At 72.2% G+C, this 12,676-nt stretch carries 11 protein-coding genes; 2 read left to right on the forward strand and 9 right to left on the reverse strand.

Annotated elements, in window-relative coordinates; genetic code table 11:
* The first annotated feature begins 61 nt into the window (after positions 1-61).
* Positions 62-532, forward strand: a complete 471-nt coding sequence (locus ACHZ99_RS05220; RefSeq protein WP_420303118.1) for a hypothetical protein — start codon at positions 62-64, stop codon at positions 530-532.
* A 152-nt stretch (positions 533-684) separates the two neighbouring features.
* Here the strand turns inward: ACHZ99_RS05220 and ACHZ99_RS05225 are convergent, their stop codons facing one another.
* The 4 genes from ACHZ99_RS05225 to ACHZ99_RS05240 all read right to left on the reverse strand — a co-directional run bounded on the left by ACHZ99_RS05225 (position 685) and on the right by ACHZ99_RS05240 (position 5,643).
* Positions 685-1,104, reverse strand: a complete 420-nt coding sequence (locus ACHZ99_RS05225; RefSeq protein ID WP_420303119.1) for a rodlin — start codon at positions 1,102-1,104, stop codon at positions 685-687.
* 128 nt (positions 1,105-1,232) lie between these two features.
* Positions 1,233-1,544 carry a hypothetical protein gene (locus ACHZ99_RS05230; RefSeq protein ID WP_420303120.1) on the reverse strand — a complete coding sequence of 104 codons (312 nt, stop codon included), beginning with the start codon at positions 1,542-1,544 and terminating at the stop codon, positions 1,233-1,235.
* A gap of 349 nt (positions 1,545-1,893) precedes the next feature.
* Positions 1,894-3,861, reverse strand: a complete 1,968-nt coding sequence (locus tag ACHZ99_RS05235; RefSeq protein WP_420303121.1) for a TIGR03960 family B12-binding radical SAM protein — start codon at positions 3,859-3,861, stop codon at positions 1,894-1,896.
* Between the two features lie 90 nt (positions 3,862-3,951).
* A complete protein-coding gene (locus tag ACHZ99_RS05240) occupies positions 3,952-5,643 on the reverse strand; it encodes a CHAD domain-containing protein (RefSeq protein WP_420303122.1) in 1,692 nt (563 codons plus the stop codon).
* Positions 5,644-5,774: 131 nt separating this feature from the next.
* On the opposite strand from ACHZ99_RS05240, the gene ACHZ99_RS05245 reads away from it, so the two are divergent.
* A complete protein-coding gene (locus tag ACHZ99_RS05245) occupies positions 5,775-6,341 on the forward strand; it encodes a DoxX family protein (protein ID WP_420303123.1) in 567 nt (188 codons plus the stop codon).
* 34 nt (positions 6,342-6,375) lie between these two features.
* Here ACHZ99_RS05245 and rodA read toward each other — a convergent pair whose 3' ends face one another.
* Genes rodA through ACHZ99_RS05270 form a run of 5 tightly spaced genes read right to left on the reverse strand, consistent with a single transcriptional unit; the run spans position 6,376 to position 12,482 of the window.
* The gene (rodA, locus tag ACHZ99_RS05250; protein WP_420303124.1) at positions 6,376-7,575 is read right to left on the reverse strand and encodes a rod shape-determining protein RodA; all 1,200 of its coding nucleotides are present in this window, start codon (positions 7,573-7,575) and stop codon (positions 6,376-6,378) included.
* Positions 7,572-9,659 carry a penicillin-binding protein 2 gene (mrdA, locus tag ACHZ99_RS05255; RefSeq protein WP_420303125.1) on the reverse strand — a complete coding sequence of 696 codons (2,088 nt, stop codon included), beginning with the start codon at positions 9,657-9,659 and terminating at the stop codon, positions 7,572-7,574. The genes rodA and mrdA overlap by 4 nt, the downstream gene beginning before the upstream one ends.
* On the reverse strand, positions 9,656-10,375 hold the full coding sequence (mreD, locus tag ACHZ99_RS05260) for a rod shape-determining protein MreD (RefSeq protein WP_420303126.1): 720 nt from the start codon (positions 10,373-10,375) through the stop codon (positions 9,656-9,658). The genes mrdA and mreD overlap by 4 nt, the downstream gene beginning before the upstream one ends.
* 4 nt (positions 10,376-10,379) lie before the next feature.
* On the reverse strand, positions 10,380-11,408 hold the full coding sequence (gene mreC / locus ACHZ99_RS05265; RefSeq protein WP_420303127.1) for a rod shape-determining protein MreC: 1,029 nt from the start codon (positions 11,406-11,408) through the stop codon (positions 10,380-10,382).
* A gap of 54 nt (positions 11,409-11,462) precedes the next feature.
* Positions 11,463-12,482, reverse strand: a complete 1,020-nt coding sequence (locus ACHZ99_RS05270) for a rod shape-determining protein (protein ID WP_018834281.1) — start codon at positions 12,480-12,482, stop codon at positions 11,463-11,465.
* Positions 12,483-12,676: the final 194 nt, after the last annotated feature.

A 12,676-nucleotide genomic window follows, 5' to 3' on the forward strand; every position in this document is an offset into this window, starting at 1 on the left:
CGAATCATGGGGTTTGTGGAAGCATAACCGCGAAAGTGTCGTTTCCTCACTGGTGGTGACCATGGGCCAGCACGCCTCCCGCAAACCGACCCGTACGCGTACGCACCGCGCCCTGCTGCGCGCCGGCCTCGTCGCGGCGGCGGCCGGCTCCGCGCTCGCGGCCGCCGGCGCCGCCGCGGCGGCCCCCGCCGACGGCGAAGCGGACGTCACGGGCACCGCGCTGGACACGCTCGGCGAGCTCAAGGTCGGCGAGGACAACCGGATCGACACCGACCAGGTCGCGGCGGCGCTGACCGGCGTCACCGGCGGCCTGGACACGACCCGGCGCACGGTCCTCGGCTCGCTGACCAAGATCCAGATCAACCCGCTGGCCGAGACCGGCTCCGACCCGCTGGACAACTCGGTCGGCACCGCCGTCGGCGAGAACGGCGCCCCGCTGAGCACGGCCGCGGTCACCGGGCCGCTGGCGGAGGGCGCGTCGCTGTCGGAGCTGCCGCCCCTCGGGCAGTACGTGGCCGGCCTCGCCCGCTGAGCCCGGCCCCGCCCACCGACGCACGGACGGCCCGGACCGTGATCCGGGTACGGGCCGGGGTCACCTGTCCCCGTACGCGCAAGGCCCCGGCCCGGGGCGAGCACGTGACTCGCCCCGGGCCGGGTACCGGGATTCCCCGTGTGGTGGGGGACTCAGCCGGCGTTGTTGCCCGCGCCGTTGCCCGAGAGGATCGGGAAGTCGTCCAGCAGGTGCGACAGCGGGGCGTCGCCCTGGTCCGCGCTGGAGTTCTCGGCGCAGGTCTGGTTCTGCTCCTGGTTCAGGACGTCGTCGACGCCGACGTTGACGAGGTTGATGACGTTGACGAGCTGCTTCGCATTCTCCGCGACGTCCGGCAGCGCCAGGCAGGGCTTGTTGAGCGAGCCGTTGACCAGGCTCATGTTCGGGCTCATGTAGCCGCCCGTCTGGGTGTTGCCGTAAGCCTGCGTCGAGCCGTTGCCGTTGGCGTACGGGCCGTCGCCGGTGTCGTCGGCGGCCATCGCCGTCGGGGCGGCGAACGCGGAGGCGCCGAGCAGGGTGACGGCAACCGCCGTGGTCTTCAGGTACTTCCTCATGATTTTCTTTCCTTTTCCACCTGAGGGAACAACGTTGCGGGCACGCTGTACAACTCCGCACCCTTGAGTGAGTTATCCGGAATCGCCCGTTCGGACGATCGGATCGTGTCCGGAGCGAAACCGACCGCTCAGGAGCCGCCGAGCAACTCCGCGCCGGCGGGCGCCACGCTCTGCCGCGGCAGGGCGCCCTGGATGACCTGGTGCGCCGCTTCGTCGACCGGCCGGGTCAGCTCCCGGACCGCCGGACCGTCGACCGGCAGGCTGTGCTGCACCAGCTCGGTCGCGGGCGTGTTGACCAGCCCTTCCACGGCCTGTTGAGCCGCGGCGTCCAGACTCAGGTCCGGGTTGGTGAGCCCGGGGTCGATGGCGCCCGCCGGGCCGGCAGTGCCCAGTGCCAGGGCGGCACCGCACACGACCACGGCAGACTTGACGTACTTCACTTGGCATCCTTTCCGCCACGGAGCCTTCGGAGCGATTTCCTTACCGTCGGAGCGACGGCCGTTCTCCCGAAGCCCCACCTTCGTTATTCGAAACGAGGGCGGCGCGGTGACGACACGGCACGCGGAATAATCGCGTGCAAGTCCCCCGTGCGGAGCAATGGTGCGATTGTCTGCGGAATTCGGAAAATACCGGGGTGCGCCGCGGCGGATTGCGGCATGCGTGCGAGCCGGGTCCCGGCCCGGTCGCGCCCGGCCCGGAGCCGTACTCCGGCTCCGCCCGGCTCAACAGCAGCGCGACCGCGGGGCCGCCCCCACGGGCCCCGCGCGGTCCTCCCCGCCCCCGGCGGCGTCAGCCCTGGCCGCCGCCGGTCTCGCCCTTGACCACGCTCAGCGGCAGCAGCTTTCGGCCCGTCGGGCCGATCTGGATCTCGGTGTCGAGCTGCGGGCACACCCCGCAGTCGAAGCAGGGCGTCCAGCGGCAGTCCTCGACCTCCGTCTCGTCGAGGGCGTCCTGCCAGTCCTCCCAGAGCCAGTCCTTGTCCAGGCCCGAGTCCAGGTGGTCCCAGGGCAGGACCTCCTCGTAGGAGCGCTCGCGGGTCGTGTACCAGCCGACGTCCACGCCGTGCGCGGGGAGCGCCTTCTCCGCGGCGCGCATCCAGCGCTCGTACGAGAAGTGTTCCCGCCAGCCGTCGAAGCGGCCGCCGTCCTCGTAGACGGCGCGGATGACGTCGCCGACGCGGCGGTCGCCGCGGGAGAGGAGGCCCTCGACGATGCCGGGCTTGCCGTCGTGGTAGCGGAAGCCGATGGCGCGGCCGTGGCGCTTGTCGGCGCGGATGCGGTCGCGGAGCTGCTCCAGGCGGGCGTCGGTGTCCTCGGCGGAGAGCTGCGGGGCCCACTGGAAGGGCGTGTGCGGCTTGGGGACGAAGCCGCCGATGGAGACGGTGCAGCGGATGTCGTTGGACCGGGCGACCTCGCGGCCCTTCGCGATGACCTTGGCGGCCATGTCCGCGATCTGGACCACGTCCTCGTCGGTCTCGGTGGGCAGCCCGCACATGAAGTAGAGCTTCACCTGCCGCCAGCCGTTGCCGTACGCGGTGGCGACCGTGCGGATCAGGTCCTCCTCCGAGACCATCTTGTTGATGACCTTGCGGATGCGTTCCGTGGCGCCCTCGGGGGCGAAGGTCAGGCCGGAGCGGCGGCCGTTGCGCGTCAGCTCGTTCGCCAGGTCGATGTTGAAGGCGTCGACCCGGGTGGAGGGGAGCGACAGGCCGACCTTGTCCTCCTCGTAGCGGTCGGCAAGGCCCTTGGCGACGTCGCCGATCTCGCTGTGGTCGGCCGACGACAGCGACAGCAGGCCGACCTCCTCGAAGCCGGTGGCCGCGAGGCCCTTGTCGACCATCTCGCCGATGCCGGTGATGCTGCGCTCCCGTACCGGACGGGTGATCATGCCGGCCTGGCAGAAGCGGCAGCCGCGGGTGCAGCCGCGGAAGATCTCCACGCTCATGCGCTCGTGCACGGTCTCGGCCATCGGGACGAGCGGCTGCTTGGGGTAGGGCCACTCGTCGAGGTCCATGACGGTGTGCTTGGAGACCCGCCAGGGCACGCCGGAGCGGTTCGGTACGACGCGGGCGATGCGGCCGTCGGGCAGGTACTCGACGTCGTAGAACGACGGGACGTACACCCCGCCCGTCTTCGCCAGCCGCAGCAGCAGCTCCTCGCGCCCGCCCGGGCGGCCCTCGGCCTTCCACGCCTTGACGATGTCGGTCATCGTCAGCACCGCCTGCTCGCCGTCGCCGATGACCGCGCAGTCGACGAAGTCGGCGATCGGCTCCGGGTTGAACGCGGCGTGGCCGCCGGCGACCACGACCGGGTCGTCGTCGCCGCGGTCGGCGGCGGCCAGCGGGATGCCGGCGAGGTCGAGGGCGGCGAGGAGGTTGGTGTAGCCCAGCTCGGTGGAGAAGGAGACGCCGAGGAGGTCGAACGCGCGCACGGGGCGGTGGCTGTCCACGGTGAACTGCGGCACGTCGTGCGCGCGCATCAGCTCCTCCAGGTCCGGCCACACGCTGTACGTGCGTTCGGCGAGCGTGTCCGCCCGCTCGTTCAGCACCTCGTAGAGGATCATGACGCCCTGGTTGGGCAGGCCGACCTCGTACGCGTCCGGGTACATCAGCGCCCAGTGGACGTCGGTCGCGTCCCAGTCCTTCACGGTGGAGTTCAGCTCACCGCCGACGTACTGGATGGGCTTCTGGACATGCGGGAGGAGGGCTTCCAGGCGGGGGAAGACCGACTCGACGGTGGATGCGGGCACGGCAGTCATCGGTCAGGCTGTCCTCGGCGGTCCTGTGGTACGTACGCGGGTGACCATCCAGCGTAGCGCGCGCCCGCCGGGGGCCCCTCTTCGCACTGCTCACAGGTGCTTCTGCTTCAGCCAGGGCAGCCGGTCGCGCAGCGCGGCCGCGCGGGCCTCCTCGCGCGCGTACAGCACGCCGTACGTGAACGAGGGCTCGCCCGCGCCCTGCGCCTGCTGCGCGATCTCGCGCAGCGCGGCCCGGGCCAGCACGCCGTCCTGGTAGTCGCCGAGCAGGTCCTGGACCTCCCGCATCAGCGAGGTGACGGTCTTGGCCTCCTTTCCGAGCACGGGGCGGGCCACCTCCGCGGCGTAGCGGGCGCGCTTGGCGGACTTGCGGGTCTCGTGGATGGCGGTGTCCCGGTCGGGGCCCGGGGCGAGGTCGAAGACCTGCTGCAACGAGTCGGCGAAGCGCCGGTAGTCGCGGGCGAGGGCCTTGCGCAGCACGGGCTCCGCGGGGCGTGCCGCGGCGGGGCGCAGCGGCGGGTCGGCGAGCAGCCCGTCGAGGGCGTCGAGCAGGGCGAGGTAGCGGCGGCCGTCGAGGACGGCGGTGATGCGGCGCCGGGAGCCGGTGCGGCGGGCGGTGGACCAGGTGCGCAGCCGGCCGCGTACGGGCCCGAGGACGAGCGGGCGGGCCAGCTCGGCGAGGCCGGCGTGGATGCGTTCGGTGAGCACCTCGCGGTCGCGGTCCACGCCGAGTTCGCCGGCGAGCCAGCGCAGTTCGCCGCCGAGGGGATCGGTGGCGGTGCGGTCGAGGACGGCGCGGTAGCTGCGGAACGTGCTGCGCAGGCGGCGGCTGGCGACGCGCATCTGGTGGACGGCGTCGGGCTGGTCGCGGCGGACGGCGGGGTCCAGCTCGACGAGGGCGGTGACCTGGGCGCGTACGTAGTCGAGGACGAGGTCGCCGGCGGGGCGGGCGGCGGGTTCGGCGGGTTTCGGGGAGGCCGGGGCCGCGGTCTTCCGCTTGCCGCCCTTCGCGGCCTTGCCGCCCTCGGCCTTCCCGGCGCGCTCGGCGCTCTTGGACTTCTTGGACTTCTTGGACTTATTGGACTGCTGGGACTTCTTGTCCTGCTTGGGCTGCTTGGCCTTGTTGCCGTCCTTGTCCTTCTTCCCGGTCTTTTTCCCGGCCTTCTTCCCGGGCTTCTCCCCCGTCTCCGCCAGCGCCCGCGCCAGCTTCGACGCCGCCGCCGACCGCCGCAGCCCCGCCCCGGTCAGCGCCGCCTCCACCGCGTCCAGCACCGCCGGCGCTCCCCCGGCGGCCAGCTCCACCTCCAGTTCGGCCCACTCCGCCGTCGCCCCGGTCCCCGGGCGCTCCGCCGTCACCCGGTCGGCGGAGACCTCCGCGACCGGTTCGCCGTCCGCGTCGAGCAGCCGGTGGACGTCCCGATCCGTGCGGATCCGGATCACGGGCGTCAGCTCGGCGTCGCGGACGCGGGAGCGGACCAGGGCCGCGAGGCGGCGCGGGACGCCCTCGCCGAGCGGCGCGCGGACCTCGTCGCGTACGCCGGGGGCCACCGGCAGCTTCAGATGCCAGCCGGCGTCGTCGCCGCCCGTGCGGCGGCGCAGGGTGATGCCGTCGGCCGCGAGCCGGCCGGCCGCGGTGTCGTAGTACACGGCGTCGAGGTGGGCCGTGCCCTCGTCGGTCACCGCCGTGACGCCGTCGACGCCCGTCAGGTCCGGCAACGGCGGCAGCTCGCGGGCGCCCGCCGTGGCCTCGTACTTCCGCTCGATCTCCCGCACCGTGTCCACCATGAATCGAATTTAGCCGCGGCCGGGCGGTTGGTCAGGGGGTCCCGCGGGGTCGGATCCCGCGAATATGCCGGGTGGCGGGGGTGCCGGGGGTGTCCTAGCGTCGCGCCCAGAACGACCCGAGGAGCTCGCCCATGGCCGCCCAGACGCGCACCATCCCCGTCGTCAGCTACGCCGAGGACGTCACCGCGCGCGTGTCCGGCGCCGACGCCGGACTGCTGCTGCTGCGGGGCGCGGTCGGCGCGGTCATGGCGGTGCACGGGGCGCAGAAGCTCTTCGGCTGGTTCGGCGGCGCCGGGTTCGACCCGACGGCCGCGATGCTGGGCGCGGCCGGCTACCCCGGCGAGCGGGCGATGACGTGGGTGCTGGGGCTGAGCGAGGTCGTCGGCGGGCTCGCGCTGGCCGTCGGCCTTCTCACCCCGCTGGCGGCCGCCTCGGTGATCGGGGTGATGATCAACGCCGTGGCCGTCAAGTGGGGCTTCGCGTGGAGCGGTCCGATCGCGGCGGCGGATCCGCGGGGCGTCGAGTACGAGGTGCTGCTCGGCGCCGCGGGCGTAGTGCTGGCGCTGACCGGGGCGGGGCGGGTCTCCGTCGACGGGGCGCTGGGGGCGCTGCGCGGCGGGCGGCTGGCGGCGGGGGCGGCGGCGGTGGTGCTCGGGGTGGCCGCCGCGGCGGGGGTGCTGCTCCTGCGCGGGCTGTGACGCGGACCGCGGTACGCCCCGGGGACGTACCCGGTCACGCCGACAGCGGCCGCTGCATCTTGACCGACTGCAACAGCCCCACCGCGATCCACACCGCGAACATCGACGACCCGCCGTAGCTGACGAACGGCAGCGGCAGCCCCGCCACCGGCATGATGCCCAGCGTCATCCCGATGTTCTCGAACGCCTGGAACGCGAACCACGCCACCACGCCCGCGGCGACGATCGTCCCGTACAGGTCGCTGGCGTCCCGCGCGATCCGGCACGCCCGCCACAGCAGCACGCCGATCAGCAGCAGGATGGCGCCCGCGCCGACGAAGCCCAGCTCCTCGCCGGCCACCGTGAAGATGAAGTCGGTCTGCTGCTCGGGCACGAACTGGCCCGTCGTCTGGCTGCCCTCGCCCAGGCCCTTGCCGGTCGCCCCGCCCGAGCCGATGGCGATCCGGGCCTGGTTGGTGTTGTAGCCGACGCCCGCCGGGTCGAGCGCCGGGTTGGCGAAGGCCGCGAAGCGGTTGACCTGGTACTCGTCCAGCATCCCGAGCGAGACGACCGCCGCCGCGCCGCCCACGCCGGCGAGCACCAGCCCCAGCACCCAGCGGTTGGACGCGCCGGAGGCGAGCAGCACGCCCAGCACGATCGCGGTCAGCACCATCGCCGAGCCGAGGTCCGGCATCAGCACGACGATCCCGATCGGCGCCGCGGCCATGCCGAGGGCCTGGACGACGGTGCGGCCGTCGGGGTACTGGCGGTCGCCCGCGTCGACCCGGGCGGCCAGGATCATCGCCATCCCCAGGATGATCGTGATCTTGGTGAACTCGGCCGGCTGGACGGTGAAGCCGCCGCCGAGGTCGAGCCAGGCGCGGGAGCCGTTGATGGTGGTGCCCAGCGGGCTGAGCACCGTGGCGACGAGCACCAGCGACAGCCCGTACAGCAGCGGCACCGCGCCGCGCAGGGTGCGGTGGCCCAGCCACACGGTGGCGGCCATCAGCGCGATGCCGACGCAGGTGAAGATCGCGTGCCGCATCACGAAGTAGTACGGGTCGCCGCCCGTGAGGTCGTTGCGGTTGCGGGTCGCGGACCAGACCAGCGCGGTGCCGACGACCGACAGCGCGAGCCCGGAGAACATCAGCATCCAGTCCATCCGGCGCACCAGCGAGTCACGCGCGGTGAGCCTGCCCCACGTGCCCAGCTCGGGCGTGAAGCGCCGGACGGAGTACCCGTCGCCGGCCGTCATGGCGCCTCGATCCTGCCGTCCGGCGAGATCTTCGGCAGCCTCTTCTGCGGCTTGGGCAGCAGGGCCTTCTTCGGGTCGATGCTGCCGTCCTCGGTGACGCCGTACAGCGCGTCGTAGACCGCGCGGACCGCGGGCGCGGAGGCGCCGGAGCCGGTGCCGCCCTGGGAGATGGTCATGACGATCGTGTACTCGTCGGTGTACGTGGCGAACCACGACGTCGTCTGCTTGCCGTAGACCTCGGCGGTGCCGGTCTTGGCGTGCATCGGGATCTCGTCCTGCGGCCAGCCGGTGAAGCGCCAGGCGGCGGTGCCGCGGGTGGCGACGCCCGCCAGGGCGTCGTCTATGGCGGCGTGGGTGGCCTTGTCCAGCGGCAGCTTGCCGTGCGCCTTCGGCTCGATCATGTCGACCTTCTTGCCGTCGGCGCTGATGACGGCCTTGCCGATGGTGGGGTCGTAGAGCGTGCCGCCGTTGGCGATGGCGCCGTAGATGGTGGCCATCTGTATCGGGGTGACGAGCGTGTCGCCCTGGCCGATGGAGTAGTTGACGGCGTCACCGGCGCGCATGCGCATGCCCTCCAGGCAGTTCTCGTACGCGATGCGCTCGGTGTAGCTCCCGTCCCGCTTGCCCTGCTTGCACCAGGCGTCCTTGTTGGCCCGCCAGTAGTCCTTCTTCCACTGCCGGTCGGGGACCCGGCCGGTGACCTCGTTCGGCAGGTCGATGCCGGTCTCCTCGCCGAGGCCGAACTGGTGGGCGGTCTTGTAGAACCAGTCGTCGGGCTTCTTCTTCGGCTTGTTGCCGCCGTCCTTCAGCCACTCCTGGTGCGCCAGCCGGTAGTAGACCGTGTCGCAGGAGACCTCCAGCGCCCGGCCGAGGTCGATGGCGCCGTAGCTCTGCGACTCGAAGTTCTTGAAGACCTGGCCGCCGATGGAGTAGTCGCTGCTGCACTGGTAGCTGCCGTCGAAGTCGTAGCCGGCGTTGACCGCGGCGGTCGTCGTGATCGGCTTGAAGATCGAGCCGGGGGCCGACTGGCCCTGGGTCGCCCGGTTCAGCAGCGGGTGGTTGGCCTTCTCGCCGGTCAGCTTCTTGTACGTGCCGGCATCGATGCCGCCGACCCAGTCGTTCGGGTCGTACGTCGGGTTGGACGCCATCGCGACGACGCGGCCGGTGTCGGCCTCCATCACCACCATCGCGCCGGAGTCCGCCTTGTAGTTCTCGCCGGTGTTGTCGTCGAACTGGGTGCGGGCCACCTTCATCGCCTTGGCCAGCTCCTTCTCGGCGAGCGCCTGCACCCGCGAGTCGATGCTGGTGACCAGGTTGGAGCCGGGCACGCCGGGCTGCTTGTCGGCCTCCCCTATCACCCGGCCGAGCTTGTCGACGCGGTAGCTCGTCACACCGGCCTGGCCGCGCAGCTCGGAGTCGTAGGAGCGTTCGAGGCCGGCGCGGCCGATCTGGTCGGTGCGCAGCAGCGGGTTGTCGCCGTCCTCGGCCCGGGTGATCTCCTCGTCGGTGACCGGGGAGAGGTAGCCGAGGACCTGCGCGGTCCGCGCGTCGTTCGGCGAGCCGTACCGGCGGACGGCGCTGGGCTCCGCGGTGATGCCGGGGAACTCCTCCTTCTGCTCCCGGATCTGCAGCGCCTGGCGGGCGGTGGCCTCGTCGGTGATGGGGATGGGCTGGTACGGGGAGCCGTTCCAGCACGGCTTCGGGGTCTCGGCGTCGCAGAGCCGGACCCGCTCCCGCACGGTCTCGGGCTTCATGCCCAGCACCCCGGCGAGCTTGGTGAGGACGGCTTCGCCGTCGTCGTCCATCTTCATCAGGTCCGTGCGGCTGGCGGAGACCACCAGGCGGGTCTCGTTGTCGGCGAGCGGCTCGCCGCGGGCGTCGAGGATGGAGCCGCGCACGGCGGGCTCGATGACCTGCTGGACGTGGTTGCCGGCGGCCTGCTCCTCGTACTCCTCGCCGTTGCGGATCTGCAGATACCACAGCCGGCCGCCGAGGGTGAGCAGCAGGGACAGGACGAGCACCTGGATGCCGACCAGCCGGACGGTCACCCGGGTCGACTTGCCGGTCTCCGGAATGTTGGTCACAGCCGCTTCACCCCTTTGATGCGGGTGGCCTTGGCGCTCTTGGACCGGGGGCCGAACAGGTTGCCGCGCTGCCGGCCGATGCCGCCGCGGCCGTAGGAGCGGGCCCGCTTGACGGCGGCCCGGCTGGCGGTGCCGCCGGCCAGCCAGCGGTACGAGGAGTCGCCCGCGGCCGAGCCGCCGGTGGCGGTCTCGGCGGCCTCGGCGGTGGTGCCGCGGTCGGCCTTGCGGGCCAGCGCCATCACCAGCGGCACGGTGAACGGGGCGAGCAGCAGGTCGTAGATCGCGGCGGTGAAGACCAGGTTGCCCAGGCCGACGCCGCGCACCGAGCCCTCGCCGACCAGGGCGCCCACGCCCGCGTACAGCAGCGTGGAGCCGACGGCGGCGCAGCCGACGACCATCATCGGGCCGGCGGCGGTACGCACCTGGCCGGACTCGGGCTTGATGAGCCCGGCGAGGTAGCCGATGACGGCGAGCACGAGGGCGTAGCGGCCGACGGCGTGGTCGGCGGGCGGGGCGATGTCGGCGAGCAGGCCGGCGCTGAAGCCGACGAGCGCGCCGCCCACGTGGCCGTAGACCATGGCGAGGGCGAGGACGACGAGCAGGGCCAGGTCGGGTACGGCGCCGGGCAGGTGGAGCCGGGCGAGCACGGTGACCTGGAAGACCAGGGCGACCACCACCAGCAGGGCGGAGAGCAGGACGCGGTTCACGTGCCTCATGCGGTCAGTTCCCGTCCTCTCCGGCTGCGGGTCCCCCGGCGGCGGGGTCGGCGGCGGGGTCCTCCACCGGCGGGTCCCCGGCTCCGGCGTCCAGCTCGCCGCCCGCCTCGCCCGCCGCCCCGCCTTCGGCGCCGGGGGTGACCGTGACGGTGACGGTCGGCGTGGGCGTCGGCTTGGGCGCGGGCGGCAGGACCGCGTCGCGCGGGTCGTCGCGCGGCGGCCGGACGACGACGCCGACGATGTCGAGGCGGGTGAAGGAGGCGTACGGCTCGACGTACACGGTGCGGGTGACGTCGCCGACCGGCTCGACCGACGAGACGACCCCTATCGGCACGCCCGGCACGAACGGCCGCGAGTCCCGGGAGCCGAAGGTCACCAGCCGGTCGCCCTTCTGCACCTTCAGCTTGCCGTTGAGCAGCTCCACCTTCATGGGCCGGTCGCCCTGACCGGTGGCGAAGCCCAGCTCGCTGGTCTTCTCCAGCCGGGTGCCGACGGTGAACTCCGGGTCGTTGGCGAGCAGCACCGTGGCGGTGGACGGGCCGACGGTGGTGACGCGGCCGACGAGGCCGTCGCCGTTGAGTACGGTCATGTCCCGCTCCAGGCCGTCGCGGGAGCCGGCGTCGATGGTCACCGTCCAGGACAGGCCCTGGGCCGCTCCTATGGCGATGACCTGGGCTCCCTTGATGCCGTACCGGCCGGCGCCGGCGGTCTTGAGGATCTTGTCCAGCTCGGCGGCGCGGGCCCGGTTGCGGTCGTCGCTGCCCAGCCGCTGCTTCAGCTCGGCGTTCTGCCGCTCCAGTTCGGCGATCCGATCGTGTCTGTCCCCCGACTCCCGCACCGCCTCGATCGCGTTGCCCACCGGGTCGACCACCGTGGCGACGCCCTCCTCGACGGGCCCCAGGGCGGTCGCGGCCCCGCGCTTCGTGGCGTCCAGGGGAGAGTCGTCCCCGCCCCGGATGTCGACCGTGATCAGCGCGAACGAGATGGTGATGAGCAGCAGGAGCAGGACCCGGCTCTCTCGTGTGTCCCTCACGTGCTTACCGAAGCGCCTTCCTGGGGTGTCCCGGCGACGGGGTGCGGACTCGGGCTAACGACGGGGCTGTGCGTCCAGCACCTGCTGCAGTGCCTCGAACTCCTCGACGCACTTGCCGGAGCCGAGCGCGACGGAGTCGAGCGGCTCCTCGGCGAGGTGGATCGGCATCCCCGTCTCGTGCCGCAGCCGCTCGTCGAGGCCGGCCAGCAGCGCGCCGCCCCCGGTGAGCACGATGCCGCGGTCCATGATGTCGCCGGACAGCTCCGGCGGGCACTTGTCGAGCGTCGTCTTCACGGCGTCGACGATCGCGTTGAGCGGCTCCTCCATGGCCTTGCGCACCTCGGCGGAGGAGATCACGACGGTCTTGGGCAGTCCGCTGACCAGGTCACGGCCGCGGATCTCGGTGTGCTCGTCCCGGTCGGTGTCGTACGCCGAGCCGATGGTGATCTTGATCATCTCGGCGGTGCGCTCGCCGAGCAGGAGGCTGTACTCCTTCTTGATGTGCTGGATGATCGCGTTGTCCAGTTCGTCCCCGGCCACCCGGATGGACTGTGCCGTGACGATTCCGCCGAGGGAGATCACCGCGACCTCGGTGGTGCCGCCGCCGATGTCCACGACCATGTTCCCCGTCGCCTCGTGCACCGGGAGCCCGGAGCCGATGGCGGCGGCCATCGGCTCCTCGATGATGTGCACCTGGCGGGCGCCCGCCTGGGTCGAGGCCTCGATGACCGCGCGGCGCTCGACCCCGGTGATGCCCGACGGCACGCAGACCACGACGCGCGGGCGGGCGAGGTAGCGGCGCTTGTGGATCTTCAGGATGAAGTAGCGCAGCATCCGCTCGGTGATCTCGAAGTCGGCGATGACGCCGTCCTTCAGCGGGCGCACCGCGACGATGTTGCCCGGAGTGCGGCCGATCATCTTCTTCGCCTCGGCGCCGACCGCGAGAATCCCGCCGGTGTTGGTGTTGATGGCCACGACCGACGGCTCGTTCAGCACGATGCCCCGGCCTCTGACGTACACCAGCGTGTTGGCGGTCCCAAGGTCGACGGCCATGTCACGGCCGATGAAAGACATGCTGTTCGCCATGGGATACGTCTGGCCTTCCAAGGTGACGGCGGGCGGGGGTCGGCAACGGAGCGGCGCGCGCTACGGCCCGTAGGGGCCATCGTAGTCTCGGGAGGTCGTAGAGGCAGCGAGGGTGTCGCGGTCAATACGCCACCGTGTCGGTTGCGCATGCCCCCTTTTCGCTTGCACATGCCAAGAGGCGA

Origin of the sequence: Streptomyces sp. MAR4 CNX-425 (assembly GCF_048656465.1) — a bacterium.
Classification (GTDB): Bacteria; Actinomycetota; Actinomycetes; order Streptomycetales; family Streptomycetaceae; genus Streptomyces.